A 26,104-nucleotide genomic window follows, 5' to 3' on the forward strand; every position below is an offset into this window, starting at 1 on the left:
AGCCTGCAAAGTGTACGAAAAAGGGGCCGAAGCGGGGATGCCGCTTCGGCCCTTATCAGTTTGTTCGTTCGCAGGAGGAACGCGGTGAGGCGGGGAAAGAGGGAGAGGAGAATGTCTTCCCCCGCCAAACTGGTGAGCGAGTTGGTTAGGTTCTCGCAAATTCAGGATAGGCTTCGACGCCGATCTCGGCCTTGTCCAAACCGTTCACTTCGTCTTCTTCGCTTGGACGGACGCCGATCGTGTATTTGAGAGCCAGCCACACGATGGCCGATGCGCCGGAGACCCAGACTGCGGTCAAGAGAACGCCGACGAGTTGACCCATGAAGGTAACACCTGCGTCGGGTGCAGCAGTCCAAGCGACGATCAACGTACCCCAGATACCTGCGAACAGGTGAACCGGGATTGCACCAACGACATCGTCGATTTTGAACTTGTCGAGCATCGGAACTGCAAAGACCACGATCACGCCGCCAACGCCGCCGATCAGGATCGACTGACCGACAGAAGGAGCAAGCGGCTCAGCAGTGATCGACACAAGGCCGGCCAGTGCGCCATTGAGCGCCATCGTGACGTCGGCTTTCTTGTACATCACCTGCGTCAGGATGATCGCGACAACCACACCGCCAGCGGCGGCCATATTGGTGTTCACGAAAATCTTCGACACATCGGAAACATCGCCGACTGTGCCCATGGCAAGCTGCGATGCACCGTTAAAGCCGAACCAGCCGAGCCAGAGAATAAACGTGCCAAGCGTCGCCAGAGGGATGTTGGTCCCCGGGAATACATTGACCTGACCATCTTTGCCGTAGCGGCCAACACGCGAACCGATGATGATTGCGCCCATGAGAGCCGCCCAACCGCCGGTTGAGTGAACCAAGGTGGAGCCAGCAAAGTCGCTGAAACCGTGAACACTATCAAGGTAGCCGCCGCCCCATTCCCAGCTGACAACAACCGGATAGATAACGCCGGTCAGGATTGTGACGAAGATGAAGAACGGTACGATTTTCACGCGTTCTGCAACGGTGCCCGACACAATCGAGGCCGTTGTGGCGCAGAAAACCATCTGGAAGAACCAGTCTGATGCGACCGAGTAACCCGTATCGAGATCAGCAGCGCCGACCTCTTGCATCGAATAGATGCCGGTAAATCCGCCAATCAGGCCAAGGCTGTCTTCGGCAAAGCTTGGATAGGCAATATTATAGCCGATCACCCAGAACATCAGACCGGCAATCGAATAGAGGCCGATGTTTTTGAGACACTGGGTCGAGGTGTTCTTGGCACGGACAAGGCCGGCTTCGAGCATCGCAAAACCAGCTGCCATCCACATGACGAGGAAACCGCCAATGAGGAATAGCAAAGTGTTAAGAATATAGGCTGTGCCGCCGCCCACCGCATCTGCGGCTGGCGCCGCAGGTACAGCTGCCAAAGCAGGTGCAGCCGTAAGGCCAACTCCGGCTAGGGCAGCAAGTGTCAGAAAAGTACGCTTCATGATGCTTGTCCCCTTTAGAGCGCTGTTTCGCCCGCTTCGCCGGTGCGAATGCGGGTTGCCGATGCGAGATCGAGCATGAAAATCTTGCCGTCGCCGATCGCGTCCGTGTTGGCGGTTTGCTGGATCGTCTCGACAACCTGCTCGGCGATGTCATCGCTTGCAGCTATCTCAAGCTTCACCTTTGGCAGCATGTTGGTGGAGTATTCCGCACCGCGATAAATCTCGGTCTGGCCTTTTTGACGGCCAAAGCCCTTAACTTCGGAAACGGTCATTCCGGCGACGCCGATAGAGCCCAGTGCTTCGCGGACCTCATCGAGCTTGAATGGTTTTATGATGGCGATGATGAACTTCATCCGTGCCCCCTTTGGTTCACCGGGCCTTTCCCGGCGGGTTTAAGAGAGCAAAGGATGTGCCAAACCGTGATTCAAGGGATTCCCAAGCGGTAAGGAACGGCGCGGATGCCTTAATAGGCACTGGCTATGCCCACTTTTTAATCTTTTGGCTATTTATTAGGCAGTTCAAGTGCCAATTGGCATTGCGGGCGGCTCCGTCGACACAAAATTTCTTTCCGCCCTACTCGCCAGCAATATATCTGTCGGTGGCGCGCGTTGTTAGGCCGTCGATACTCGTGGTCCGGCCCGCCATTTTGGCCTCCCATTCAGCCGGATCAGATTGCCGGTGGGCTTTTTGGAGAGTTTCGCGCTCACCCTCAAGGCTCATAAATGGCACGCCCCAGCCACAGCTCGTCTGAACGCTCTCGACCTCGATTTCGAAAATCTGCCGCGTTCCAGGCAGCATTGTAAAGTGCGCCGCAAGTTCATCCCAGCCATCATCTTGCGGGAGAACCGGTGTGCCTTTGCCATAGATCCGCAATATCAAAGCAGGTCGGTCAAAATTGGTGAACATGATGGTGATGCGGCCCGCGTCATCCTGTTCGGCGACGAGATGCGCGTGAGTCTCGTTCCCTGACCCACCTAGATCGAGATAGGCTACCCGCGTCGGGGAAAGCACGCGAAATGCATCATAGCCTTTGGGGCTAAGATTGACCCGGCCATCAGCAGCCGCCGTCGCAACAAAGAACACCGGCTGCTTTTCAATCATCGCCACCTGCTTTGGATCAAGCGCGTCGAAAAAATCAGCCATCTATTTTCTCCATCAAGTTCAAAGGAAATCTTGGAGGACTTTCATAAACTTGTCGAACTGATCGTGGTGGAGCCAATGTCCAGCTTCTTCAAATTCAATCACGTCGGCATCGTTGAAATGCTTGATCCGACCATCCTTCTCGGGATTCGAGGCCCAACTGTTCGCACCATAAAGCAGAAGGGTAGGGCAGGAGATCGCCGCCCATGTTGCCTCGATAAACTCATCTGCGACATCTTCGACGCCCCAAACATTAAGATGCGGATCGAATTTCCAGGTGTATGTCCCGTCCTCATTGCGGGTGACCCCGTGGACAGTCAGATGCTTGGCCTGAACCTCGGTGAGGTACGAGTTTTCCTCGATCATTCGCGCAAAAGCGGCTTCAATCGTGTCGTATTTGCGAGGGCTCCGGCCAGCGGCCTTGCGCTTTTTCTCGATCCATTCGCGCATCCGCTCGGGATAGGGGGTGGAACGCTGCTTGTCCTTCCATTCCGGTGATGGGCCCAGCCCTTCGATCGCGACGAGCTTCGTCACCATATCTGGGAACATTCCGGCATATCGAAGCGCGACATTGCCGCCCATCGAATGCGAGACGATGGTTACAGGGCCGCGCCCAAGCTGATGAACCAGCTGCGCGAGGTCATAGACCATGTCGTTGGAATTGTAGTTCCCGTCCGACACCCAATCGCTGTCACCGTGGCCGCGATGATCCATCGCGACAACGTGCCAATCCTGCGCCAATTGCTCGGCGGTCCAATCCCAGCTGCGCGCATGATCGCGCCCGCCATGTACGAGCACAAGCGGCGGCTTTTCGTGGTTTCCCCAATCGAAATAGTTCAGCTTGAGGCGCTGGGAGATAAAGGTCTGCGAAGTTGGGCCGGATACTGTCATGCCGCAGGCTTTGCCGCGAAGCGCGTCTGCCCGCAAGACTGCCTGCGGCAAATTTAGCGTTCTTTGGTCGCCGAAAATGTCAGGTCTGGATTCTTCTCGACCTGATAATTCACATCCCACGGGCTCTTAGCCATAAAGACCATGTCCCCATCCCGGTCTTTCGCAAGGTTCGCGCGGTTGAATTGTTCGAATTCATCCATCGCTTTTTGATCGCCTTTGACCCAGCGCGCAGTCGCAAACGGCGCCGCCTCAAGTGCAGCCTCGACCTTATATTCCGCCGATAGCCGCGAAATCAGAACTTCGAGCTGAAGCTGGCCGACCACACCAACGATGTGGTTCGCGCCAAGCTCCGGGTAGAACACTTGGATAACACCCTCTTCAGAAAGATCATCCAGCGCCTTGCGAAGCTGTTTCGTCTTAGTTGGATCTTTCAGTTGAACACGGCGCAGGATTTCCGGCGCGAAATTCGGCAATCCTGTGAAGCGAAGCGTGTCTTTTTCCGACAGCGTATCACCCACGCGCAATGTGCCGTGGTTAGGAATGCCGATAATATCGCCAGCCTCGGCGGTGTCGGCAATCTCGCGGTCCTGCGCAAAGAACAGGATCGGCGAATGGATCGCGATCGGTTTGCCAAGGCCCGAGGGAGTTAGCTTCATTCCGCGTCGAAATGTGCCCGATACCTGACGCATGAATGCGATCCGGTCGCGATGGTTCGGATCCATGTTGGCCTGCACTTTGAAGATGAAACCGGTGACTTCATCGTAATCCGGCGCAATCTGCTCGTCGCCTGCGGGCTGTGGACGCGGCGGCGGTGCGTGCTTGGCAATCGCATTGATCAATTCGGTCACGCCGAAATTCTTGAGCGCCGAACCGAAGTAGACCGGCGTCAAATCGCCGCTGCGATAGGCCTCCAGATCAAATTCGGGATAGCCGACCTGTGCAAGCTCAGCCTCTTCCGCAAAGTTGTCGGGAATCTCTGGATCTCTGTCGCGCCTGCCGAGAAATTCTTTGGATGGACCCTGCGGACGACTCACTTCGCCGCTCGCGAAATCGAGGATTCCCTCGAATTGCCCGCCCATGCCAATAGGCCACATTTGCGGTGACACATCCAGCGCAAGCATATCGGCAACTTCGTCAACCGTTTCGAACGGGTCACGGCCCTCGCGGTCGACTTTGTTGACGAACGTGATGATCGGGACATTGCGAAGCCGGCACACTTCGAAGAGTTTTCTAGTCTGCGGCTCGATACCTTTGGCCGCATCGATCACCATTACGGCGCTGTCTACAGCGGTTAGGGTCCGATAGGTGTCTTCTGAAAAGTCCTCGTGGCCCGGCGTATCAAGCAGGTTGAAAGTGATCTTTTCGCCAGAATACTCTTTCTCGAAGGTCATGACCGAGGACGTGACCGATATGCCGCGTTGCTGCTCGATCTTCATCCAATCGGAACGCGCACGCCGCTGCGCCCCGCGGGCCTTAACTTCGCCCGCAAGGTGGATCGCGCCGCCTTGCAGCAGCAGCTTTTCCGTCAGCGTGGTTTTACCAGCATCAGGGTGCGAGATGATCGCGAAGGTGCGGCGATTGGACATCAGACTAGAAGGAGCCGTAACCATCTATGTTTTCCATCGACGCGCGAACCGCATCAGAGATGCCGGCACCGCGAAGCTCTGCTCCCTGTTTCGCTGCAGCCGCCACAATCCTATCCGAAATCGCTTTGAGGTCAGCGTCTTTGAAGGACTTCTCTTGCGGTTGGAGTGTAACCTCGACCGCGACCGATTTCTTGCCTTCGGGGACACCTTGTCCGGCGAACACATCGAACACACGCGTGTCGATGATGTTCGCTTTGTCCGCGCCTTTCACAGCGCGCACCAAATCGGCTGCGGCGAGTTCTAACGGCACAAGGAACGCAAAGTCGCGGGTGACCGATTGCAGTGCAGGCGGCGCAAAGCTTGGCCGCGCGAAACTGACTGGGCCTTTACCGGCTTTCTTTTGAGGGATTGCATCCAGGAAAATCTCGACTGCGGCGATCGGGCCATCCACATCAAACGCCTTGAGTGTTGCGGGATGGATCATACCAAAGCGCGCGAGCACTTTTTTCGGGCCGAGGCGCAAGGTTGCCGATTGGCCGGGATGGAATTGAGTGCCTTCGCCATTGACGACAGGTTCCATCACCATAAGCTTTTCGGACGGAGCGCCCGCTGCTGCGAGCAACTCGAGCGCTGCTGCTTTCGCATCAAATGCATCGAACATCGCGGCTTTGCCATCTGCCCAGCCGCGCGCAGTTTTCTCTCCGGAAAGGATCACGCCAACTGTGGCGCGTTCGTCGCTAAGGCCATCGGAACCGCGGAAATAGCGACGGCCAATTTCGAAGATCCGGCTGGATGAGCTACCACGTGTCGCCGCGCGTTTTGCCGCCATCAGCAGACCCGGGATCAGCGACGGGCGCATGACCTTCATATCTTCGCTGATCGGGTTAGAAAGCTTCCACAGGTCATCCGCCGCGGTGAAATGCGCAGCTTCTGCCTCAGGCAAAAACGACCAAGTGATCGCCTCGTTCAAACCGCTGGCGGCGGCCGCACGCCGCAATTTGCGTTCCAAAACTTGCTCTGACGTCGCGGTCGGGCGAGCAACACCTTCGGCACGCGGCAGAACCACGCTTTCGACTTTGTCGAGACCGTGAATGCGCACGACCTCTTCAACAAGATCGGCAGGCCCTTCGATATCATGGCGGCGCAGCGGGCACGTCACTTGCCAATCATCGGTGACCGCAAAGTCGAGACTTTCGAGAATGCGGCGCTGCTCATCGGCGGGCACTTCGACGCCGCCAAGCTTGGTGGTCAGAACCGGATCGAACTTAACCACCTTGGCATCGATTGGCGCCGCACCAGCATGCACCTTTTCACTGGCTGTACCTCCAGCCAGTTCGACGATCAGCCCTGCGAGCAGATCCAGTCCATCATCCAGAAAAGCCGGATCAACACCGCGTTCAAAACGAGTGCGCGCATCGGAAGCTAGGCCAAGCTTACGCCCCGTCACACCAATACGCGGCGGATCGAAGTAAGCGATTTCGAGCAGTAGGTCGGTCGTGTCATCCGACACACCGGAGTTGTTACCACCCATGATGCCCGCGATGTCGTGAACCTCTTTGTCATCCGCGATCACAACCATGCTGTCATCGAGCGTGTAGGTTTTCTCGTTCAGCGCCAGAACCTGCTCGCCGGACTTCGCACGGCGGGCCACTACTGCACCGGACAGCTTGGACAGGTCATAGGCATGCGCCGGACGGCCAAAGGCGAGCATCAGGTAGTTGGTAAGGTCGACGAGCAGAGAGATCGGGCGCTGGCCCGCGCTCTGCAAACGCTGTTGCAACCAATCGGGCGAAGGTCCGTTTTTCACGCCCTTGATTACGCGACCGTAGAATGCTGGGCACCCTTCTTCGTCGTCCGTACGAATTTCAACCGGGCAATCATCAGCCGCATCGAATTTCGGAAACGCAATCGGTTTGAGCCTGCCGAGTCCAGCTGCCGCCAGATCACGCGCGATGCCATAGACACCCATGCAATCCGGGCGGTTCGGCGTGATCGCAACGTCGATGATTGGCGAGGAGCCATGGTAGTCGGCAAAGCTATGACCAACCGGCGCATCATCCGGCAATTCGATAATGCCGTCGTGATCTTCGCCCAGCTCAAGCTCACGCACGGAGCACATCATGCCGTTTGATTCGACCCCGCGAATGGCGCTCTTGCGAAGCTCCATGCCGTTGGACGGGACAACCGCCCCCGGTTGGCCAAGCACACCCATCATGCCCGCACGGGCATTGGGCGCGCCGCAGACAACCTGCAGCGGATCGCCTTCGCCGGTGTCCACGATCAGGACTTGAAGCTTGTCTGCATCAGGATGTTTTTCAGCGGTAAGAACCTCGGCAACGGTGAAGCCGGCAAGACGCTGCGCCGGATCTTCGACGCCTTCCACTTCAAGACCGATCGCGTTCAGGCACTCAGTAATTTCGGAAAGCGTAGCGTCCGTTTCGAGATGGTCTTTCAGCCAAGTGGTCGAGAATTTCATGATGGAGCTCCCACACCAGCAGAGAGGGTTGGCTGGTCCACCGCGCCAAAGCCGTAGTGCGACAGCCAACGGGGATCGCCATCAAAGAAAGCGCGCAAATCGTTCATGCCATATTTGAGCATTGCGATGCGGTCGATCCCGAGGCCAAAAGCAAAGCCCTGATACTCGTCAGGATCGACGCCCGCCATTTCGAGCACTCGGCGATTGACCATGCCGCTGCCGCCTAGCTCCATCCAGTCATGCCCCTCGGCATCACCATGTCCGCCAACTACGCGGCGATTGCCCTCGTTGGAGTAGCCTACGTCGACTTCGACGCTTGGCTCCGTAAACGGGAAGTAAGATGGGCGCAGTCGAAGCGTGATATCTTCGCGTTCGAAAAATGCTTTGAAGAAAGTCTCTAACGTCCATTTCAGGTGGCCGAGATGAATGTCGCGATCGACAACAAGACCTTCGACTTGGTGGAACATTGGCGTATGCGTCGCGTCGCTGTCCGAGCGATAAACACGGCCCGGCGCGATCAAGCGTATCGGAGCGCCTTGTTCTTTCATGCTACGGATTTGCACGGGCGAGGTGTGCGTCCGCAGAAGCATTTTCTTCTGGCCTAACGCTTCGCTGCTTGAGGCCGGTTGCCCACCATCTGGTACCGCGTCTGGAAAATAGAACGTGTCGTGCATTGCGCGTGCGGGGTGGCTCTCATCCATATTGAGAGCGGTGAAATTATGCCAGTCGTCCTCGATCTCGGGACCGGTCGCAACAGCGAAGCCCAGGTCAGCAAAGATTTCGGCGAGTTCGTCCATCACCTGACTCACTGGATGAACCGAGCCTTGTGGTCGGACAGGTGCGGGCAGAGTCAGATCCAGCGTCTCGCTGGCCAACTGACTCTCAAGTTCGGCGGCCTCTAACGCAGCCTTTTTCGCTTCGATTGCACTGGCGATTTCCGCGCGCACAGCCTGTATGGCAGGCGCAGCTTCCTGACGCTGCTCCGGACTCATCTGCCCGAGTGTTTTCAGGGCCAAGCTGACCCAGCCCTTTTTACCCAATGCCGCCACGCGCTGTTCGTCCAGCGCCTCAAGCGAAGCGGCATCAGCGATAGCAGCAAGGGCAGCGTCTTTTTGTAGTGTCAATTCAGTCATGTTCTGGCTCAATAGAATGAGCGCGTCCGTTAGCGTTCTATCACGCGCGTTGCAAAGTGCGATTGAGGCTTTGATCCATGTTTGATTGCAAAGACAGCTCAATCGTCTCTGCAGAACGTCATCGAGACGGCTTGTCGAGCGCCTGAGCCGCGCTGCCCCAAACCCGCGCGCGGGCCTCCATAAAGGACGACAGAATAGGATGGTCGAGCGCAGAATACTCGCTCGGGTTCATGCTCATGAATTCCTTGAACTCACGGGTGAACTGGGCTTGATCGTGATATTCACCGTCCATTGCTTCGGTCCAGCGACTGCCCTGATGCAGCATGAACGTGGTCAAGCTGCGCGTAAACCGTTGCCGGCGCATCAGCCTTTTCGGTGTAAACCCGAAATACCGGCGGCACACTCTTTCCAAAGTCCGAATGCTCATGCCGCATGCTTCGGCCAGATCACTGACAGCAAGAAATTCGCCGTCAACCAAAGCTGTGTGGACGCGAAGGATTTTGGGCTCATCGCGGTTGTGACGCATAAGCCGGCCCATCAAAGTGACAATCGCATCAAATTGTTCGTCACGTGTCGCTTCGGGGTCGCACAAAACATCTTCTAAAGACGCGAATTTTTTAAAGTCGGGATGCTTCGCTCCATCACAGACTGTGTTGGCAAGCGTATGTGCATCAACATCAACAAACCGCGCCCAGCCCAGCGGCAGAAATCCAATTCCCCACATTTCCGATGTGCCGAGTTCAAATTCTGCTGGAAGTGAGCTTGGGCCGGTCGCGTTGAAACGCGCGCCGGTTACCTGGGACGTCCCGATCCTTGCGCTAGGGCAGCCACCGCAGAAAAAGCGGATATTGCCCCACTCCGGCTGGAGATAATCGTGAACAATCCCGCCGTTTTTCACGTCGAGCGTCAGGTGATAAAATGTGGTGAAGCAGCCATCGAATTCTGAAGGGGGCGCGTGAAAGTTGCTGCGGACCTTATAGTCCGGCGCGGAACCCGTGTCCTTACCCTGCCCCTTTTGCATAGATTCCTATGTGCCAGATTGGCGGATCTATACAAGGGATTTGGCGGTTACATACAAATTTGAACTGCCAAGACACAAAAAGGGCCCCTATGCAGATCGCAGCGGAGCCCTTTTTAGAAATCGGTAGCTGGCTTAAGCTGGCAGAGCAGCTTTCGCCTGTGCGATGATCGTTTTGAACGCCGCTTCTTCGTTCATGGCGAGGTCTGCCATAACTTTGCGGTCAAGCTCGATACCAGCAAGTTTCACGCCGTGCATGAACTGCGAATAGGTCAGGCCTTCGGCGCGAACCGCAGCGTTGATACGCTGAATCCACAGAGCGCGGAAGTTGCGCTTATTGATGCGGCGATCACGGTAAGCATATTGGCCGGCTTTTTCGACGGCCTGACGAGCGATACGGATCGTGTTCTTGCGGCGGCCGCGGTAACCCTTGGCCTGGTCCAGAAGACGCTTGTGTTTTTGGCGCGTGGTAACGCCGCGTTTAATGCGTGGCATATCAGTATATCCTTATTCTGACGGGGAGGAGCACGAAGCTCGCGTCACCCTCAATCGAGGCCGTATGGCGCCCATTTCTTGATCGTCTTGGTATCGGGATCAGATATCACCGAAGTACCGCGATTCTGGCGGATATACTTGGCATTGTGGTGCGTAAGGCGGTGACGCTTACCAGCGACGCCGTGCTTCACTTTGCCGGTTGCGGTGATTTTGAAGCGCTTCTTCACACCGCTTTTGGTCTTAAGCTTGGGCATTTCTATCTCCTATGATCAGAGACACATTGGACCAGCCCTGGCAGCCCTATTCGCCAGGCCGGACTCGAAATCTGTGTCGTGAAGCACGCGCACATAACGGTTCTGCGGGGGTTTGCAAGTGATTCGGGCTCTTAACCCATCGCCTCCAGCACTTCTTCCAAACGCGCAGGCTCACCCAGCGCCAGCACGGTCCCGTCACTGTTGGCATCCAGCGGATTGCCCTGCCAATCGCTCATCAGGCCGCCTGCCCCTTCGACGATGGGCACAAGCGCGGCGTAGTCGTATAGCTTCAACCCCGCCTCGCACACGACATCCAGATGCCCGCCTGCGAGCAGCCCGTAGTTGTAGCAATCACCGCCCCACACCATGATTTGGGATGTTTGCGCCGCGAGCGACATGAACGCTGCGCCTTGCTCACCAGTAAAGTATTGCGGCCCGGATGAGGCGATGGTCGCATCGGACAGTTCCTTGCACGCCCGCGTCTTCACCGGTTTTCCGTTGAACGTGGTGCCTTCGCCAATACGCGCAGCCCAGCGTTCGCCCGCAACCGGTTGGTTGATCACGCCGAGGACCGGCCAGCCGTCTTGCATCAATGCGATCAGTGTGCCGAAGATCGGACGGCCCGCCATAAAGCTGATTGTGCCATCAATCGGATCAAGCACCCATTGCCGCCCAGCCCCTTCGTTACGGGTGCCATATTCTTCACCAATAATCCCGTCATCAGGGCGGCGTTCCTCCAGGATCGCTCGCATCGCAGCCTCCGCCGCTTTGTCCGCCTCGGTCACCGGCGATCGGTCCGCTTTGCGCTCCTGATCCCACTGACCCCGAAACATCGGTCGGATGGCATTGCCCGCTGCATCCGCAAGAGCATGGGCAAGTTCTAAGTCAGCGGGGGTCATATTGGTCTCTATGAATGGCCAGATTACGTTCGCCATTCCTAGACACTTGGAAAGCCATTCGGTCAAACGCCCGTTAACAAAGCATCCTACCAGTTTGTCCGGGCCGTTGATCTATCTCTTTAAGAATAGGTGACAAAACGTAGCGCTGCGTCCAATACAGCCTTGGGCACACGGGCAGGGTTGACATGAATTCCGAATTAGACGCAGCGGCAAAGCTCCGATCTCGCACCGGAGCCACTGATAAAGGTGATCCGCTCTCTATCAATCGAGCGCCGGACAAACGGATTGCTCCTTGGGTGAGCCGTTCGATGGTGGCCTATGCCTACCAGAAGGGGGCAGAAACGCTCGAGGGCGCGCTCTGCAATGATGCGCCTTATATCCGAAGCGCGGTCGGGGTGGATTGGACTGCGACGACGCGCGATGGCGATCTAGCAATTCGTGACGAGACTTTCCTGTGCGGGCAGCACAGCACGATCATGCCGCTCAAGTATTCGGGCGGAATAAAAGTCGCCGGATTGATGCTGCGTCCTGGAGCCCTGCGCGCTTTGTTTGGAGTGAATGACGGGAATATGCTCGACCGGATCGTTTCCATCGAGCGCGGCGGTGTGGACGACGATGAAGTGACCAGTCTGTTCGACGAGTCATTGGCCCCGACCGCTTGGCTCTTGCGGATCGAAAACTGGCTCGCTGATTTTGTAAAGCGGACAGGTGTCGCAGAACCTGATCCGATTGCACAGGCCCTGGAATTGCAGGCTTTTGTCGATCCCAACGGATCGCTTAGCAAATTCGCAGAACGCCAGAACGTTTCGCTGCGAACAATCGAACGCACTGCAAAACGAGATTTCGGCTTACCGCCGAACCAAATCATGCGCCGCGCGCGCATTCTGGATCTCGCTGCAAAACTATGCGGCGTTGCCGATCAAGAAGATGAGGAGATTACGCTCAGGTTCTTCGATCAGGCGCATCAGATTCGCGAGTTCCAAATCTTTTTCGGAATGACGCCGCTGGAATTCCAACGCAATCGTTCAGCCATCCTCACCCTAAGCCTAGAGATTAGGCAGGCACGGCGTTTGGAACTGCTAGACTGGATAGAACCCGGAGCAATCCGGCCTTGGATGCGAAAACCGCTTCTCGCTGCGCGGGCCCAACTCAATCAAACAGTGAACTGACCGAGCTTTCGTCCGCGATCCGGCGGATTGCTTCGCCAACTAGAGGCGCCATCGTGAGGATACGGATGCGATCACTCGCTTCGGCGGCCTCGGTTGGACGGATCGAATCCGAAATGACCAGCTCTTTCAATTTCGAACCATTAATGCGCGCGACTGCACCGCCCGAAAGGACACCATGCGTGATATAGGCCGCAACCGACTTTGCTCCGTTGGCAAGCAACGCCTCCGCGGCGTTGCAAAGCGTCCCGCCAGAATCGACGATGTCATCGATCATGATGCAATGACGCCCTTCGACTTCACCGATAATGTTCATCACTTCGCTTTCGCCTGGGCGATCGCGACGTTTGTCGACAATAGCGAGCGGCGCGTTGTCGAGCCGTTTTGCAAGCGCACGGGCGCGAACCACGCCGCCAACATCGGGTGAGACGACCATCAAGTCCTGGTCGCCGTAGCGCGCCTGAATATCGGCAGCCATCACTGGCGCAGCATACAGATTGTCGGTCGGGATATCGAAAAAGCCCTGAATCTGGCCCGCGTGCAGGTCGACTGCCAGAACCCGGTCAGCGCCTGCTTCGGTGATCAAATTCGCGACCAGCTTAGCCGAAATTGGCGTACGAGGACCGGGCTTCCGATCCTGACGGGCATACCCGAAGTAAGGAATGACAGCCGTAATCCGCTTTGCCGAAGCGCGCTTCAGCGCATCGATACAAATCAACAGCTCCATAAGGTTGTCGTTCGCCGGAAAACCCGTCGGCTGAAGGATAAACACATCCTCGCCGCGCACATTCTCATGAATCTCGACGAAAATCTCTTCATCCGCAAACCGGCGCACGCTGGCATCGGTTAGCGGGATTTCGAGATAGGCCGCAATCGCCCGGGCTAGAGGCAAGTTTGAATTGCCGGACATGATCTTCATGAGTGCGCGAATCCTCGACTGTTTTGATGCGACCGGCCTAGCCCAGAGTCATGGAAACGCAACAGAGGCGCAAATCGGTTGTCCGCAATTTCTCAGCGGTATCGCGCGATTATTGCGGCGAGATCATCGGGGAGTTTCATCGGCTTGATCGCACTGACATTCGATCCGCCGGTGTTTCCGACGGGGACCATACCGATCGCAGTCTTTGTCGCTGCGCCAGCAAGGCGAATGATCTGGCCGAACGCTTCGCGCCAGTCACGCTGATTGCGCGCCCATTTCAACATTGCCAGATGCACCCGCATATGATCGCGGGTGGAATACTGACTCAGGATATGCGCCCTCTCAAGATGATGGAAGGAAAGCTGCGGCGTTGCCGCTCGCTCCGCCTGCGTCAGTTCGTTTCGAACATGATCGGTGAGTGCATGCATTGAAGCTTCCATAAAGGTTTTAGCCCGCGCGATGCGGAGCGATCCGATGCTCGCCCCGGATCCAGCGTACAGTGCCGCTCGACGCACGCATAACCACACTGTCCGTGGTCATGATCGTCGCGCCGGTCGCTTTCTTACGCTTCTTCACGCCATCCAGCAGCGAACCATCAGTCACGCCAGTCGCAGCAAAGATGCAGTCGCCTTTTGCGAGGTCTTCGAGCTTATAAATGCGATCAAAGTCGGTGATGCCCCACTTCTTGGCGCGCGCTTTTTCATCATCGTTGCGGAACACCAGCCGGCCATTGAACTGTCCGCCTACACAGCGCAGCGCCGCAGCAGCCAGCACGCCTTCGGGCGCGCCGCCTTGTCCCATATACATATCGATACCGGTATCCTGATCGGTCACCGCAATCACGCCTGCGACATCACCGTCGCCAATCAGATAGACGCCGCAGCCGAGCTCTCGCAGTTCGGCGATGATGCTCGCGTGGCGCGGCCTGTCGAGGACGCACACGTTTATGTCAGCAGGCTGTTTACCCTTGGCCGCAGCCACAGCCTTCACATTCTCTGTTGGCGATTTCGCCAGATCGATCACTCCCTCGGGATAGCCCGGACCAACCGCGAGCTTGTCCATATACGTGTCCGGTGCGTTGAGGAGATTGCCTTCCTCAGCAGCCGCGAGAACCGCCAACGCGTTCGGGCCAGCCTTGGCGGTAATGGTTGTGCCTTCCAAGGGATCAAGCGCGATGTCGATCTTTGGCCCTTTGCCCGGCGCGCCGCCAACCTTCTCGCCGATATAGAGCATCGGGGCTTCGTCGCGCTCGCCTTCGCCGATCACAACTGTGCCATCCATGTAAAGATCATCGAATGCGCGCCGCATCGCTTCAACAGCGGCAGCATCGGCGGCTTTCTCATCGCCGCGGCCAACCAATTGCGCGGCCGCGACAGCCGCTGCCTCTGTCACGCGGACCATTTCTAGCACCAGAACACGGTCTAGCGCACCCTCGGCATCAGGCTCTTTACCGGCAAGAACATCAGTTTGGGCGGAATTAATTGCGGGGGTATTCATCTGAAATTCAGTCCCTATTCTCTTTCACGGAGGCCTTGCGTAATTGCGGGGCCTGTGCGCATTCGTATGCGCGTGATTTATGAGGGGCGCTTACGCCCAAGGAGACGCGCTTGTCGAGTAATGCTGCACCTGCTTTGCGCTTTTCCACACTGCCGATCTGTTTTATCGCACTACTCGCACTGTCCGTGCCTTTGGCGGCGCAGGATCAAGCATCGGCAACAGCCGACGCAGAGAGCGGCGAAAACATTCAGGAGCCACCTCCTGCGGAGCAACCACTGCGATTGGACCTGTCTGTAACAGTTCCGAAATCCGAATCGGATCAATTGCTGGAAGAAGACTGCGAAGAAGAGGCGGACGCCGCGCGAATCGCAAACGAGATTATTGTCTGCCGCCAGCTTGGCGAAGCAACTGACGGTTCCTGGAACAAAGAAGAATGGCAAAAACGTTATGCCGAAAAGACCAAAGGCGGAAGCACGCCGAACACTTTCGGCATTCCCAATCACGGCAACGCGATAGGTTTCGGCAGCGTTCCGCCACCTGCAATTTTCATCGATGTCGAAGCTTTGCCGCAAGCCCCGGAAGGATCGGACGCAGATAGGATCGCACGCGGACTACCACCGCTGGGTAAAGACCCCGAGCCAAGCGCTGAAGAAATCGCTGAGCGTCGCCGGAAACTTGGGCTCGACGCCCCGCCTGCGGGAAGCGATCCGAGATAGATGACAAGCATGTGGGTCATGGGTGCCGTGATCCTGATAGGGATTGCGCCTGTTGCCGCCATTACGATTGAGCAAGATGAGCCGCCGCCAGCTCTCGAGCCAGACAACGGCACACTCGAGATCGACTTAAAAGCAAAAGCGGTTTCAAAGCCGCAAGACCCTATCCTCGTCAAGGAATGCGAAGACGAAGCCGACGCCGCCCGTCTGGCAAACGAGATTGTTGTTTGTCGCCGCCGCGATGACACCGCCTTCAGTGGGTTCGACAAAGCGGATTTCGAGCGCCGCTATGCCGAAGCAACCCAAGGGCCAAAACCGGTGCCGGTGGATAGGTCTGGTCTGCGTGCACCGGGCGGCGCGCCAATGGCACCGCTTGTCACCGTTAAGTTTGGACGGGTTGCCGAACCTTCTTTGTTCATCAACGTTGCGGCCCTGCCGAAAGCGCCAGCCGGGTCGGACGCTGATCGTATTGCACGCGGCCTCCCGCCTCTTGGCGCGGAGGGTGACGCAGGTCGCAAACCTATTGCAGAGAGCGAATTAGGACTGCCCGCTCCGCGTGAATTCAAAGAAAGCGCCGGATCAAGCCGGAAGGATCGGCAGAACTAGAGGATCATCTGTCAGGCTATCTGATCCCTTAAGCAGCTCCAATGCGCGCCGAACATTGGCCTCTGGGCCCTCATGCGTGACCATTGCGACCAGCACATCACCGCCTTGATTTGCCCTGCCCTGCTGGATCAAGCTTTCGATCGAAACATCGGCATCCCGCATAGCAGCAGTGATCTCCGCCAAGACGCCCGGGCGATCATTGACAGTGAAACGCAAATACGTCCGCTCCATCCGGTGTCCGGGTTCTGCTGCCGGAAATGCTGCGAGCTGCGCAACAGGGATCGAGAATGGTGCGCCAACTTCATTGCGCGCAATATCAATAAGGTCTGCGACAACAGCGCTCGCGGTTGGTCCATCGCCAGCACCCGCACCCTGAAACAAGAGGCGGCCCGAGAAGTTGCCCTCTGCGACGACAGCATTGGTGGGCCCATCTACTGGGGCGAGGGGATGATCTTTGGCGACGAGGCATGGGCGCACGCGCTGCAAAAGCCGTGCATCTTTGCCTTCCCCTTCGACATCGGCTTGCGCGATCAATCGGATAACAAAGCCTAATGCGTCAGCTTGCGCGATATCTGCCGCGCGGACCTGGACAATGCCATTGACCCGGACAGCATCGAAATCGACCTTCGCACCGAAACCTATTGCAGCAAGGATCGCCAGCTTGTGTGCGGCGTCTATGCCTTCGATATCAAAGGTGGGGTCAGCTTCTGCATATCCCAGTTTCTGTGCCTCCGCGAGCGTCTCTGCGAAGTCTGCACCTGTCTCTTCCATTTCCGAAAGGATGTAATTGCAGGTGCCGTTGAGGATGCCGTAAACTTTGGTCAGGGCATTCGCGCTGGTGCCTTCGCGCAAGCCTTTCACAACGGGTATGCCACCAGCAACTGCGGCTTCGAATTTGAGCGGCGCGTTCTTGCCCTCGGCAAGTTCGGCAAGCTGCAAACCATGATGGGCAATCATCGCTTTATTAGCTGTCACCAATCCTTTGCCCGCCGTCAGTGCCGCGCGGGATGCTGCCAATGCAGGGCCATCTGATCCGCCAACCAGTTCCACCAGCACGTCAATATCATCGCGCGCTACGAGGGCGCTCATATCGTCTTCCCAAGCGTAGTCTGAAAGATCAACACCGCGGTCCAATGTCCGATCGCGGGCGCTCACGGCGACAACTTCTATCGAACGGCCAGCGCGCGCCGCGATCAGATCGCCGTTGGTATTGAGGAGGCGGATTACGCCTGCTCCAACTGTACCCAAACCCGCAATTGCAATGCGCAGCGGTGCGGTATCGTTTGGCTGTTTCACGTCATCAATCCCTGTCCATTGCCCGGCGCACGGCTCTATACGCGTCCGAAGACAGACGAAAAGCAATTTGTCTTGAGGAGGCGAAAGACGTGCTTCTTTTGGCCTTCAACGCGTTCAACCAGTTTCTGTTATCGCGCGCGCGCACTCGCCCAGACCGTCTACAACCAAACTGTAGTCATTTGTGGCCAGTCGGCGGGCGGCGGGATCGCGCGCGAGATTGGCCCGGCTGGGCAATTCACGGGGTAGCGAGCACGCTAGGCGGTACCATTGCAGTGTGTTTTTCGCCGGCGCGCGTGCGGAGGAATCGACAATTTCACCCCAAGACACGCCCCATACTGGACGCAGTCCGGGGCGGCGCAAGACGGTGATAGAAACCGGCGATCGATCCTCCGTCGTAAGGAATATCTGTGTCTCGGATTCTCCAGCAAGCGTCCCTGGCACAGCAAGGGCGTCGGCAATGCCTTCGACCTTTGGTGGAACATCAGACTGGGCCAATGAAGTCAGGACCGCGCGAAGACGGGCTTCGAATGCAGATGAGTAATCCAGCTGCGCATTTTTAGCGGACAGCTGGATTTCTGTACCTCTCTTAGTCGTTGGACGACCCGGCACGGTGTTTGCGAAAAGGACCATTTGGCGCTTTTTGAGCTTGGGCGCTTTGCCCTTCGGAGTCAGCGGAACATCGACGAGATAGACGAGCGATTCGCCGATCGAACTGTTGCCAGCTATCAAAGCCTGCGTTTCCGCCTCTATGTATAGCCGCGCAAATCCCGGCGCGAGACCGGGAGCACGCTCGGGCGCCAATTGCGTTTGGCGGCGAATCTCAGCACGGATTACCAGTTCACTTCGTTCGGCCAGGGTAACGAGGTCCACATAAGTCGCCCGATCAGCCATTGTTGAAGGAACTGCATTCGAATTCTGTGCATACACAGATTCGGTCGCAGTCCCGCAAAACACGAACGCAGTCGTCAGCGCAGTTAGTACGCTGAATTTATTTCTTAAATTTCGGTTAACGCTGTTCATCGCCTGTCATTCCTGCACTGTCTCTTCAGCCCCATTTGCACGTGATAACACCCCAGTACCAGTGCGCTGAATTGCATCTGAACCGATAAAGCGTTTGATTGCCTAAGGGTTGACCGTTAAAGCCATGAAGGCCTGCGCGGTTATCGGGGACAACGTCCGCGCAGGAACAAACACCTACTGCATCGATCGCAATAGGTGTCTCATAAGGAGGGGACTCGCCGTGTTGTTCGGCAATTCGCCCCGAAATGTGAGGTTTAGAATTCTGGGATTCACATCTTTGTGGTCCGATTCGGCGAAACCTGATTCGGGCTTGATGTGAGAATTTGTGCCGGTATGTCCGCCGGCCTGTGAATGGAGAGAAAGCGACTGGATGGCCTACGCTGACCAACAAATGGGTGGAAGCAAAGTTTCTTCCATTATCATAGTGGCGTTGATCCATGTGGTGATCGGGTACTTGCTCATCTCTGGCCTGGCTATTTCAGCCGTGAAAGAGATCGCCGAGCGGGTTACCACGATTGACATTGAGGAGCCCCCGCCCCCTGAAGAACCGGATGAGCCGCCGCCCGAGCAGCCGCAGGAAACTGCGCCGCCACCGCCGGTAGCACCTCCGCCGCCGATTAGCATTGCTCCGGCACCGCCGCCGATCCAGACGCAGCCGACGATCCCACCGCCCGCTCCGCCGGCGTTGACGATTCCGCCGCCTGCTCCGGTAGCAGCACCTGCTCCGCCGCCCGCTCCGCCTTCACAGGCGCGTGGTGTAACGACACGGGGTGAACGCCGCTGGGCATCGCGTATTCAAGAAAACTATCCGTCTCGCGCCTTGCGTGAGGAAGTGGAAGGCACCGTCGGCGTTCGCGTCACTGTGACAGCAGATGGCCGGGCGACAAATTGTTCGGTCACGTCTTCAAGCGGGTCAAACGATCTTGATCGTGCCGCCTGTCAGGGAATGGAGCGTTATGCTCGCTTCAACCCGGCTCTCAATGATGCCGGTAATCCGACTTCAGCTAGTTACGCGACACGGATTACGTATCGTTTGAATTGATTACGCAAGTGGATTTGGGCCTTTCGAAAAGGTTCGGATTGCTGGGACATAAAAAGATTTTTCAAGAGGACTATTCGCAATGAACCTTTACACTCTTACGGCTGCTGCCACTGAAGCGCCGGTCAACGAATTCGGCTTCTGGAAAGCCATGGAAGAAGGCGGCCCGGTCGCCTGGTCGATCCTTGCGGTCATGGTCATCATGTCGGTTGGTTCGTTCTACATCCTCTTCACCAAGCTGTTCGAACAGAACAAGGTGATGAAGCAGTATAACGGCGTCAAGAACGCTTTCTGGCGTGCTCCTTCGCTCAAAGAAGGCGCGACCAAGCTTGAGAAGAACAGCGCATGGCGTCAGCTCGCTGATGATGCGGTAACTGCTCAAGAGCACCACTCGAAGATGGAGGGTGCCGGCAACGAGATTCACTTCGTTGAAGAAGAACTCGCTCACTCGCAGAACACGATCAACCAGTCGCTTTCTGGCGGCCTTTCCTTCCTCGCATCGGTTGGTGCTACTGCACCGTTTATCGGTCTGCTCGGTACGGTGATCGGTATTTACCGCGCCCTGATCAATATCGGTATCGAAGGCTCCGCCTCGATCGATAAGGTTGCGGGTCCGGTTGGTGAAGCGCTCATCATGACCGCGATTGGTCTGCTTGTTGCCGTGCCTGCTGTTCTTGCCTTTAACTGGCTCCAGTCGCGCAACCGTCGCATCGACGCGTTGATGACTGATTTTTCGAACAACATCGTTGCCTTCATCGGTTCGAACGGCGCAGTTAAGCCTGCCGTTTCGGCACCTGCTGGCAAAGCCAAGCCTGCTGCTAAACCAGCTCCGGCGAAGAAAGCCTAATTCTGCGGAATTGTTTCGGGGCTGGCTGTAATGGCCAGCCCCCAACCAACCCACAGACCATATTACTTTTTAGGGATAGGAATTAGGCAATGGCGATTTCGATGGGAGGCGGTGAAACGCCCATGTCGGACATCAACACCACCCCGCTGGTGGACGTGATGCTCGTGCTCCTGATCATCTTCCTCATCGCGGTTCCGGTAGCGATCCAGACGATTGAGGAACTCGAAATTCCGATTTTCAGATCGGAAGAGTCGAAAGATAAAGTCGAGAACTTGCTTCTCACGATCAGCACGACCGACGCGGCTGGCAACACAGCCCGCACAACCCGGACTGGTTTTACAGGCGCGACCCGTATGGGCGAATGTCGAGTGTATTTTAACAACATCACTGCGGTAAGCTCGGAAGAACTTTACGATCAGGCATTTAGCCGCCTTGATGCGATTGTTCAGGCAGCGGGCGGTCCGGAAGCGATCATGGAAGATCCAGAGCGGATTCCGCAAGTTCACATTCGCGCTGACAAGAATGCGCCTTGGCGCTGCGTCGCTGGTGCGATCTACAATGTGCAGGCTGCGGGTTATCCGACAATCGGCTTCATCTCGAACCCGGTCGACCCTAACGGCTGATCTGGCGTACAAAGTTTAAGGAGTAACGACTATGGGTATGGCAGGAGGCAAGCTTGACGGCGAGCCAATGCTCGACATGAACATGACGCCGTTGATCGACGTTTTGCTTGTGTTGCTCATTATGTTCATCATCACCATTCCGGTGGCAACGCACTCGGTTGATATCGATCTTCCGCAGGGTGATCCACCGCCGCAGGACATCATTATCGAGCCAGTAAAGAACAAGCTGGTTCTGTCCAACGCAGACCAAATTCTTTGGAATGCTGAGGTAATCAGTCAGGCCCAATTGGTTAGCCTGCTCCAGGAGACGACCACTATGGCAGTTGAACCTGAGCTGCAGTTTGAGCCTGAACCACAGGCAAGCTATGAGCTTTCCGCCAATGTGGTTCGCATCATCAAAGCATCCGGTGTGACCAAGTTTGGCTTCGTCGGTAACGAAAAGTATCGCGCTTTTGGTAAGTGAGTTTTTCTGAAGCCTAATTGGCTTTCGCACGAAACAGAGAAGGGCGGCCCGGTCTTCGGTGCCGCCCTTTTTTATCTATCGCTCCTCTTGTGAGATCGCAGGCAAGTCTTATTCGGCATACCGGTACGCGTTAGGCAACTTGATAGTTATGATATACAATCCCCAAATGGCGGGCATTTCAAATCAGACCGCCATCGCCGAATTGGGAGAAAAGAGTCATGACCAGCCTCGCAACGAGCCGCCGCAGCCGCTTTTCAGAAAGTTACGACCCGCGTGGTCGGCATAAAAAAGCATCGGCAATGGGCGAAATGAATGTCACCCCATTTATCGATGTTCTTCTGGTCCTGCTCATCATGTTGATGCTCGCCATTCCTGTACAAACCCATCAGACGACCGTCGATCTGCCATCTCCCCCAATCAAACCGATCCATCCGGTACTGCAAGAGAACACTGTCTTCATTACCGCAAATGATGACCTGCTTTGGAATGGGTCTGCGGTCACATCAAACCAACTCCGCGCGCAGGTCACCGCTGCGAGTGCGATGGAAACCGAACCCTTGCTACGCTTCGAGCCAGCCGCACTTGCCAGCTACGACCGTTCTGCCCGAACGATCACCCTCATCAAAGAATCCGGCGCGGAAAGCTTCGCGTTCGTCGGAAACACAAAGCACCGCAAGTTTGGCCATTGAATGTGGGTGCCTATTGGTCACCGCCATACCTCGCCAGAGTTCCAGCCATGAAGCGGCTCAAACTTTCCCACTTCCAGCGATCCGGCATGCTAGCGCTCGGTCTGGCGATCCCTCTCGGCCTCACCGGTTGCAACGCACCGCTAACGCAGTCCGGCATTAGCGAACCAACAATCAATCATGATAGGAACCTCCTGGAAATCGGCGCAGATGACACCCTTCGTTGGAACGGAGTTCTTTTCCCGCTTGGCAGTCTCCCAGACCTACTGAAACAGACTACCGAGCTCGCCAAAGAGCCGGAATTGGAGTTTCGGCCTGCAGCCAATGCGAGCTACGATCTTTCCGCCCAAGTAATCGGCGCGATTAGGGAATCCGGCGTCGCGAAATTTGGGTTTGTCGGCAACGAGAAATACCGCGTAACAGACCCAAGCAACGACTAGCCTTCAAGGTCTTGCTCATCATCCGGCTCAATCCGCATGGCCTCTCCTACAAGCGTTTCCGCTTCGATCAGCAGTTCATCATCGACTGCCCCTTGCGGGACGGCTTCCCGGCCGATCATCGTCATCACCGGGACAGCCAACGGGCTAACCCGATCAAGCTCAACATGAACCAATTCATGCTGTGACCGCTCAAGCAAGTCTGCCAGCCTTCCAACATCAGTCATCCGTGCGCGGGCATCGGCCCAAGCCGCTTCGAGAAGGACATGATCTGGCTCATATTTCTTGAGAACATCATAAATAAGGTCAGTCGAAAAGGTCACTTGCTTGCCGGTCTTCCGCTTACCTGGATGTTGCCGCTCTACTAGCCCGCTAATCACAGCCACTTCGCGAAATGCGCGGCGTAACAGGTGGCTTTCAGTAACCCACTCCGTGAATTCGTCCGTCAGAATATCTGGCGACAATAGCGGTTTTGGATCCTCAACCGGCTTCAGACCCCACACGGCGAGGCAATAATCATTCGCTACAAACCCGCCCGGCATTAGCCCCCGTTCTTCCATCCGCCGCGTGATTAACATGCCGAGTGACTGGTTCGCGTTCCAGCCCTCAAACGTGTAGTAAGTGGTGTAATGCTTGCCGGCTCGCGGGAAGCTCTCAACAAGCAATTCTCCGGGAGCAGGCATCCGGCTTCGGTAATCCTGCACCTCAAGCCATTCGCGCACATCATCGGGAAAACGGCCCCAGCTCGCGCGGTCACTCAACATCGCCTGAACCCGGCCAGAAAGATGCGTGGTCAAAGGCAGGCGGAGGCCGCCATAAGATGGGATCGTTGCGCTCTTCTTGGCCGCGCGGACAATCACATCCATATCTTTGACGCTTTCCACCTCCAAGCTCATGCCGGCGAAGAAGAATGTATCGCCACTGGATAGCTGCGCCGCGAAGCGTTCCTCAACTTTGCCGAGACGCCTACCGTTCTTGAAGCGCACCGTGAGCATTTCGCTATCGACAATGATGCCTGCGTTCATCCGATGCCGTTGCGCCTGATCGGGATGCGCAAGGCGCCACGTCCCGTCTTTCTCGCGCACGATCCTTTTGAATTTATCATAGGCTTTAAGAGCGTATCCGCCGTTCTCGACAAAGCCGAGCACTCGCCTAAATGCGGCTTCGTCCACCCATGCATAGGCGACTGACGAACGGATTTCGGTAAGCAAATCAACTTCGTGAAATGGTGCAGCACAAGCGCAAGCCATGACGTGCTGCGCCAGCACATCCAAACCGCCCGCACGGAATTCCTCGCCATCTCGCTGACCTTCGTCGACAGCGTCTTTTGCCGCCATCGCTTCCAAAAATTCGAACCGGTTGCCCGGGACAAGCATCGCCCGACTGGCTGTGTCCAGCCGGTGCCCTGCACGGCCGATCCGCTGCAACAATCGCGAAGATCCTTTCGGTGCGCCCATTTGCACCACCAGATCGATGTCGCCCCAATCGACTCCCAAATCGAGGCTGGCGGTGGCGACTAGCGCGCGCAATTCCCCGCGTGCCATTGCCTCTTCTACCTTCCGTCGCGCTTCTACCGATAGACTGCCATGATGAACGCCGATCGGCAGGTGATCCTCGTTCTCCTCCCACAGGCATTGGAAGATGAACTCGGCAAGAAAGCGCGTGTTCGTAAAGATCAAAGTCGTGCGATTGGCCTTGATTGCCTCATAAAGTTGGCCAACCGCCCACCGCCCGGCATGCCCTCCCCACGGTACGCGTTCTTCAATCGGGAGCAGGATTTCGACTTCTGGCTCCGCGCCCTTTTCACCGAGCACCAGATCGGCGGCCTTAATCTCTCCCGTCCCGTCCACCGGTTGCGGGCTAAGCCATTCTTGAAAGGTTAGCGGGTTCGCCAACGTGGCCGAGAGCGCAACACGCTGGAGATCAGGCGCGATGCGTTGCAACCGCGCCAGCGACAATGCCAGCAGATCACCGCGCTTGCCTGTCGCGAAGGCATGAACCTCATCAACAACCACCCGCTTCAAACTGGCGAATAGATCAATGCTCTCAGGATAGGACAGCAAAAGCGCCAGGCTTTCTGGCGTTGTCAAAAGCACATGTGGCGGCTTCTCACGCTGGCGTTTTTTCCGATTGGAAGGCGTATCGCCGCTGCGGGTTTCAACCTTGATAGGCAGCCCGATTTCTTCAATCGGTGTGAGCAGATTTCGCTTCACATCATGTGCAAGCGCCTTGAGCGGCGAGACATATAGCGTGTGCAGACCGTCGTGCAGAGCAGCACCAGTAGAGGGCACAAAGTCACATAGTGTCGGCAGAAACCCGGCGAGTGTTTTTCCCGCGCCGGTATCGGCGACCAGCAACGCGTGACGGCCTTCGCGCGCCTTTACCAGCATATCGGTCTGATGGCGCCGCACCCGCCAACCGCGTGCGTCGAACCATTGCTGAATTTCGGGCGGGATTATGTCCGTCAGGTGAATGGGTCTTCTTCGTCAGTGCCTTCGTCTTCCGAGACTGCTTCGGGAGCGAGAGACTCCAATTCCGAGACCCCCTTATCGAGCAAGCCGGCAAGCTGCTCTTTTTCCGCAGCGCTCAGTTCGGGGAAACGGCGGCCTTCGGGGTAATCTTGTTCGAACGCGGCCATTTCTTCCATCATGTCCGGAATAGCGTCGCCGAATGCGGGGCCCATTGCCTCCATCACTCCCATCATCTGCGGATCATATTGCAGCCGGAAGCTCTCGCGGGCAAACTTTCCGCCAAGCGGCGTATCGAAGAAGACCAGCAATTCTTCCATTTCTGCCTCATCAAAACGGATCGCGAAGACGCGGGCAATGGCTTCGCCGTAAGCCGGCTCCATCGCTTCGAACATTTTGGTAACCATATTCACCACGACCTCGCCCATCTTGGCGTTTCGCTCTTCAACCAGTGGATCGAGAAGATCGATTGCAGCTTGCGCATCCTCATCGCTTAGTTCGGCAAGGTCTTCCGCCGAAACGCCTGTCAGTTCGGTCAATTGCGTGCGGGCATCGCCCTCTGCCATTTGCATGATAACCGACATCATCGGCTCCATACTTTCCTGCATAACTTCGGCCATGGTTCCTTCGGGCATAACGACTGCAGTCATTTTCTCGGCAAGCGGCAGCCGGGCTTCCTGTTCTTCTGTGAGTGGCTCTGCAGCAAAAAGCTCGCCAAAAATGGCGAAGGCGTCGGTCATTTCCTGCTGAAACGCCTCGGCCTCGGCCTCTTCTTCGGTCTGGAACTCGAACACCTCTTCGGTCTCAGCCGGGTCGCTTTCTTGCGCACGTGCAGATGCAGGGGCGAGCGCGAAGGCCAAAGCAGTCGGTGCAGCGAATGCGAGCAACAGCGAGCGGGTGTCCATACAGAATTCTCCGTTTGTATTCTGATAGGTAATGCCCG

The 26,104-nt window shown here is 56.7% G+C and carries 27 protein-coding genes; 9 read left to right on the forward strand and 18 right to left on the reverse strand.

The features are described 5' to 3' along the window. Positions 1-145: 145 nt before the first annotated feature. The 11 genes from KCG46_RS02350 to hisN form a co-directional block, all read right to left on the reverse strand. Positions 146-1,489, reverse strand: coding sequence for an ammonium transporter family protein (locus KCG46_RS02350; protein WP_218403739.1), 1,344 nt, complete (start codon positions 1,487-1,489; stop codon positions 146-148). A gap of 14 nt (positions 1,490-1,503) precedes the next feature. Further along, positions 1,504-1,842, reverse strand: a complete 339-nt coding sequence (locus KCG46_RS02355) for a P-II family nitrogen regulator (protein ID WP_218403740.1) — start codon at positions 1,840-1,842, stop codon at positions 1,504-1,506. 220 nt (positions 1,843-2,062) lie between these two features. Further along, on the reverse strand, positions 2,063-2,632 hold the full coding sequence (locus KCG46_RS02360) for a pyridoxamine 5'-phosphate oxidase family protein (RefSeq protein WP_218403741.1): 570 nt from the start codon (positions 2,630-2,632) through the stop codon (positions 2,063-2,065). An 18-nt stretch (positions 2,633-2,650) separates the two neighbouring features. Beyond that, positions 2,651-3,520, reverse strand: a complete 870-nt coding sequence (locus KCG46_RS02365) for an alpha/beta fold hydrolase (RefSeq protein WP_218403742.1) — start codon at positions 3,518-3,520, stop codon at positions 2,651-2,653. A gap of 53 nt (positions 3,521-3,573) precedes the next feature. Then, positions 3,574-5,109: a peptide chain release factor 3 gene (locus tag KCG46_RS02370; RefSeq protein ID WP_218405251.1), complete on the reverse strand. Its 1,536-nt coding sequence runs from the start codon at positions 5,107-5,109 to the stop codon at positions 3,574-3,576. Between the two features lies 1 nt (position 5,110). Next, complete coding sequence (gene pheT / locus KCG46_RS02375; RefSeq protein ID WP_218403743.1) at positions 5,111-7,582, reverse strand: phenylalanine--tRNA ligase subunit beta; 2,472 nt, start codon at positions 7,580-7,582, stop codon at positions 5,111-5,113. After that, positions 7,579-8,715, reverse strand: a complete 1,137-nt coding sequence (gene pheS / locus KCG46_RS02380; protein WP_218403744.1) for a phenylalanine--tRNA ligase subunit alpha — start codon at positions 8,713-8,715, stop codon at positions 7,579-7,581. Before pheS ends, pheT begins: the two co-directional genes overlap by 4 nt. Positions 8,716-8,833: 118 nt before the next feature. Further along, positions 8,834-9,736: a helix-turn-helix domain-containing protein gene (locus tag KCG46_RS02385; protein ID WP_218403745.1), complete on the reverse strand. Its 903-nt coding sequence runs from the start codon at positions 9,734-9,736 to the stop codon at positions 8,834-8,836. Positions 9,737-9,868: 132 nt separating this feature from the next. Further along, positions 9,869-10,228, reverse strand: a complete 360-nt coding sequence (rplT, locus tag KCG46_RS02390) for a 50S ribosomal protein L20 (protein ID WP_218403746.1) — start codon at positions 10,226-10,228, stop codon at positions 9,869-9,871. 50 nt (positions 10,229-10,278) lie between these two features. Then, positions 10,279-10,482 (reverse strand): 50S ribosomal protein L35, encoded by a 204-nt coding sequence (gene rpmI / locus KCG46_RS02395; protein ID WP_142787753.1) that lies wholly within the window; start codon positions 10,480-10,482, stop codon positions 10,279-10,281. Positions 10,483-10,613: 131 nt separating this feature from the next. After that, entirely contained in the window at positions 10,614-11,417 is an 804-nt protein-coding gene (hisN, locus tag KCG46_RS02400; protein WP_255551726.1) for a histidinol-phosphatase, read from the reverse strand. 149 nt (positions 11,418-11,566) lie between these two features. Here hisN and KCG46_RS02405 point away from each other — a divergent pair, with 149 nt between their 5' ends. Continuing rightward, on the forward strand, positions 11,567-12,550 hold the full coding sequence (locus KCG46_RS02405) for a helix-turn-helix domain-containing protein (RefSeq protein ID WP_218403747.1): 984 nt from the start codon (positions 11,567-11,569) through the stop codon (positions 12,548-12,550). On the opposite strand, the gene KCG46_RS02410 is transcribed toward KCG46_RS02405, so the two are convergent. The 3 genes from KCG46_RS02410 to glpX all read right to left on the reverse strand — a co-directional run bounded on the left by KCG46_RS02410 (position 12,531) and on the right by glpX (position 14,963). Continuing rightward, on the reverse strand, positions 12,531-13,466 hold the full coding sequence (locus KCG46_RS02410; protein WP_218403748.1) for a ribose-phosphate pyrophosphokinase: 936 nt from the start codon (positions 13,464-13,466) through the stop codon (positions 12,531-12,533). The genes KCG46_RS02405 and KCG46_RS02410 overlap by 20 nt on opposite strands. Before the next feature lie 92 nt (positions 13,467-13,558). Continuing rightward, a complete protein-coding gene (locus KCG46_RS02415) occupies positions 13,559-13,894 on the reverse strand; it encodes a DUF3703 domain-containing protein (protein ID WP_218403749.1) in 336 nt (111 codons plus the stop codon). Between the two features lie 19 nt (positions 13,895-13,913). Further along, positions 13,914-14,963, reverse strand: a complete 1,050-nt coding sequence (gene glpX, locus KCG46_RS02420) for a class II fructose-bisphosphatase (protein WP_218403750.1) — start codon at positions 14,961-14,963, stop codon at positions 13,914-13,916. Positions 14,964-15,073: 110 nt separating this feature from the next. Here glpX and KCG46_RS02425 point away from each other — a divergent pair, with 110 nt between their 5' ends. Together KCG46_RS02425 and KCG46_RS02430 are read left to right on the forward strand one after the other, a co-directional pair. Continuing rightward, complete coding sequence (locus KCG46_RS02425; protein WP_218403751.1) at positions 15,074-15,679, forward strand: hypothetical protein; 606 nt, start codon at positions 15,074-15,076, stop codon at positions 15,677-15,679. Continuing rightward, entirely contained in the window at positions 15,680-16,282 is a 603-nt protein-coding gene (locus KCG46_RS02430; protein ID WP_218403752.1) for a hypothetical protein, read from the forward strand. Here the strand turns inward: KCG46_RS02430 and KCG46_RS02435 are convergent. Continuing rightward, positions 16,256-17,578, reverse strand: a complete 1,323-nt coding sequence (locus KCG46_RS02435; protein ID WP_218403753.1) for a homoserine dehydrogenase — start codon at positions 17,576-17,578, stop codon at positions 16,256-16,258. The genes KCG46_RS02430 and KCG46_RS02435 overlap by 27 nt on opposite strands. A gap of 114 nt (positions 17,579-17,692) precedes the next feature. After that, positions 17,693-18,469, reverse strand: a complete 777-nt coding sequence (locus KCG46_RS02440; protein ID WP_218403754.1) for a hypothetical protein — start codon at positions 18,467-18,469, stop codon at positions 17,693-17,695. 520 nt (positions 18,470-18,989) lie between these two features. Here KCG46_RS02440 and KCG46_RS02445 point away from each other — a divergent pair. The 6 genes from KCG46_RS02445 to KCG46_RS02470 all read left to right on the forward strand — a co-directional run bounded on the left by KCG46_RS02445 (position 18,990) and on the right by KCG46_RS02470 (position 22,696). Beyond that, positions 18,990-19,640 carry an energy transducer TonB gene (locus KCG46_RS02445; RefSeq protein ID WP_255551727.1) on the forward strand — a complete coding sequence of 217 codons (651 nt, stop codon included), beginning with the start codon at positions 18,990-18,992 and terminating at the stop codon, positions 19,638-19,640. A gap of 79 nt (positions 19,641-19,719) precedes the next feature. Then, positions 19,720-20,484 carry a MotA/TolQ/ExbB proton channel family protein gene (locus tag KCG46_RS02450; RefSeq protein WP_218403756.1) on the forward strand — a complete coding sequence of 255 codons (765 nt, stop codon included), beginning with the start codon at positions 19,720-19,722 and terminating at the stop codon, positions 20,482-20,484. A gap of 89 nt (positions 20,485-20,573) precedes the next feature. Continuing rightward, positions 20,574-21,107 carry an ExbD/TolR family protein gene (locus KCG46_RS02455; protein WP_218403757.1) on the forward strand — a complete coding sequence of 178 codons (534 nt, stop codon included), beginning with the start codon at positions 20,574-20,576 and terminating at the stop codon, positions 21,105-21,107. A gap of 31 nt (positions 21,108-21,138) precedes the next feature. Then, complete coding sequence (locus tag KCG46_RS02460) at positions 21,139-21,570, forward strand: ExbD/TolR family protein (protein WP_218403758.1); 432 nt, start codon at positions 21,139-21,141, stop codon at positions 21,568-21,570. Positions 21,571-21,788: 218 nt separating this feature from the next. Continuing rightward, positions 21,789-22,259: an ExbD/TolR family protein gene (locus KCG46_RS02465; protein WP_255551728.1), complete on the forward strand. Its 471-nt coding sequence runs from the start codon at positions 21,789-21,791 to the stop codon at positions 22,257-22,259. Positions 22,260-22,306: 47 nt separating this feature from the next. Beyond that, entirely contained in the window at positions 22,307-22,696 is a 390-nt protein-coding gene (locus KCG46_RS02470) for an ExbD/TolR family protein (RefSeq protein ID WP_218403759.1), read from the forward strand. Here the strand turns inward: KCG46_RS02470 and KCG46_RS02475 are convergent. Together KCG46_RS02475 and KCG46_RS02480 are read right to left on the reverse strand one after the other, a co-directional pair. Next, positions 22,693-25,161 (reverse strand): ligase-associated DNA damage response DEXH box helicase, encoded by a 2,469-nt coding sequence (locus KCG46_RS02475; RefSeq protein WP_218405254.1) that lies wholly within the window; start codon positions 25,159-25,161, stop codon positions 22,693-22,695. The two genes, KCG46_RS02470 and KCG46_RS02475, sit on opposite strands and share 4 nt — an antisense overlap. Beyond that, the gene (locus KCG46_RS02480; RefSeq protein WP_218403760.1) at positions 25,158-26,066 is read right to left on the reverse strand and encodes a DUF2059 domain-containing protein; all 909 of its coding nucleotides are present in this window, start codon (positions 26,064-26,066) and stop codon (positions 25,158-25,160) included. Before KCG46_RS02480 ends, KCG46_RS02475 begins: the two co-directional genes overlap by 4 nt. Between the last annotated feature and the right edge of the window lie 38 nt (positions 26,067-26,104).

The sequence above is a fragment of the Erythrobacter crassostreae genome, from assembly GCF_019204045.1.
Lineage (GTDB): Bacteria > Pseudomonadota > Alphaproteobacteria > Sphingomonadales > Sphingomonadaceae > Erythrobacter > Erythrobacter crassostreae.

Bases quoted from the DNA above. Each gene is read 5' to 3' on its own strand.
- KCG46_RS02350 (WP_218403739.1), bottom strand. From the start codon at position 1,489: ATGAAGCGTACTTTTCTGACACTTGCTGCCCTAGCCGGAGTTGGCCTT.
- KCG46_RS02355 (WP_218403740.1), bottom strand. From the start codon at position 1,842: ATGAAGTTCATCATCGCCATCATAAAACCATTCAAGCTCGATGAGGTC.
- KCG46_RS02360 (WP_218403741.1), bottom strand. From the start codon at position 2,632: ATGGCTGATTTTTTCGACGCGCTTGATCCAAAGCAGGTGGCGATGATT.
- KCG46_RS02365 (WP_218403742.1), bottom strand. From the start codon at position 3,520: ATGACAGTATCCGGCCCAACTTCGCAGACCTTTATCTCCCAGCGCCTC.
- pheT (WP_218403743.1), bottom strand. From the start codon at position 7,582: ATGAAATTCTCGACCACTTGGCTGAAAGACCATCTCGAAACGGACGCT.
- pheS (WP_218403744.1), bottom strand. From the start codon at position 8,715: ATGACTGAATTGACACTACAAAAAGACGCTGCCCTTGCTGCTATCGCT.
- KCG46_RS02385 (WP_218403745.1), bottom strand. From the start codon at position 9,736: ATGCAAAAGGGGCAGGGTAAGGACACGGGTTCCGCGCCGGACTATAAG.
- rplT (WP_218403746.1), bottom strand. From the start codon at position 10,228: ATGCCACGCATTAAACGCGGCGTTACCACGCGCCAAAAACACAAGCGT.
- rpmI (WP_142787753.1), bottom strand. From the start codon at position 10,482: ATGCCCAAGCTTAAGACCAAAAGCGGTGTGAAGAAGCGCTTCAAAATC.
- hisN (WP_255551726.1), bottom strand. From the start codon at position 11,417: ATGGCGAACGTAATCTGGCCATTCATAGAGACCAATATGACCCCCGCT.
- KCG46_RS02405 (WP_218403747.1), top strand. From the start codon at position 11,567: ATGAATTCCGAATTAGACGCAGCGGCAAAGCTCCGATCTCGCACCGGA.
- KCG46_RS02410 (WP_218403748.1), bottom strand. From the start codon at position 13,466: ATGAAGATCATGTCCGGCAATTCAAACTTGCCTCTAGCCCGGGCGATT.
- KCG46_RS02415 (WP_218403749.1), bottom strand. From the start codon at position 13,894: ATGCATGCACTCACCGATCATGTTCGAAACGAACTGACGCAGGCGGAG.
- glpX (WP_218403750.1), bottom strand. From the start codon at position 14,963: ATGAATACCCCCGCAATTAATTCCGCCCAAACTGATGTTCTTGCCGGT.
- KCG46_RS02430 (WP_218403752.1), top strand. From the start codon at position 15,680: ATGACAAGCATGTGGGTCATGGGTGCCGTGATCCTGATAGGGATTGCG.
- KCG46_RS02440 (WP_218403754.1), bottom strand. From the start codon at position 18,469: ATGGCTGATCGGGCGACTTATGTGGACCTCGTTACCCTGGCCGAACGA.
- KCG46_RS02445 (WP_255551727.1), top strand. From the start codon at position 18,990: ATGGGTGGAAGCAAAGTTTCTTCCATTATCATAGTGGCGTTGATCCAT.
- KCG46_RS02450 (WP_218403756.1), top strand. From the start codon at position 19,720: ATGAACCTTTACACTCTTACGGCTGCTGCCACTGAAGCGCCGGTCAAC.
- KCG46_RS02455 (WP_218403757.1), top strand. From the start codon at position 20,574: ATGGCGATTTCGATGGGAGGCGGTGAAACGCCCATGTCGGACATCAAC.
- KCG46_RS02460 (WP_218403758.1), top strand. From the start codon at position 21,139: ATGGGTATGGCAGGAGGCAAGCTTGACGGCGAGCCAATGCTCGACATG.
- KCG46_RS02465 (WP_255551728.1), top strand. From the start codon at position 21,789: ATGACCAGCCTCGCAACGAGCCGCCGCAGCCGCTTTTCAGAAAGTTAC.
- KCG46_RS02470 (WP_218403759.1), top strand. From the start codon at position 22,307: ATGAAGCGGCTCAAACTTTCCCACTTCCAGCGATCCGGCATGCTAGCG.
- KCG46_RS02480 (WP_218403760.1), bottom strand. From the start codon at position 26,066: ATGGACACCCGCTCGCTGTTGCTCGCATTCGCTGCACCGACTGCTTTG.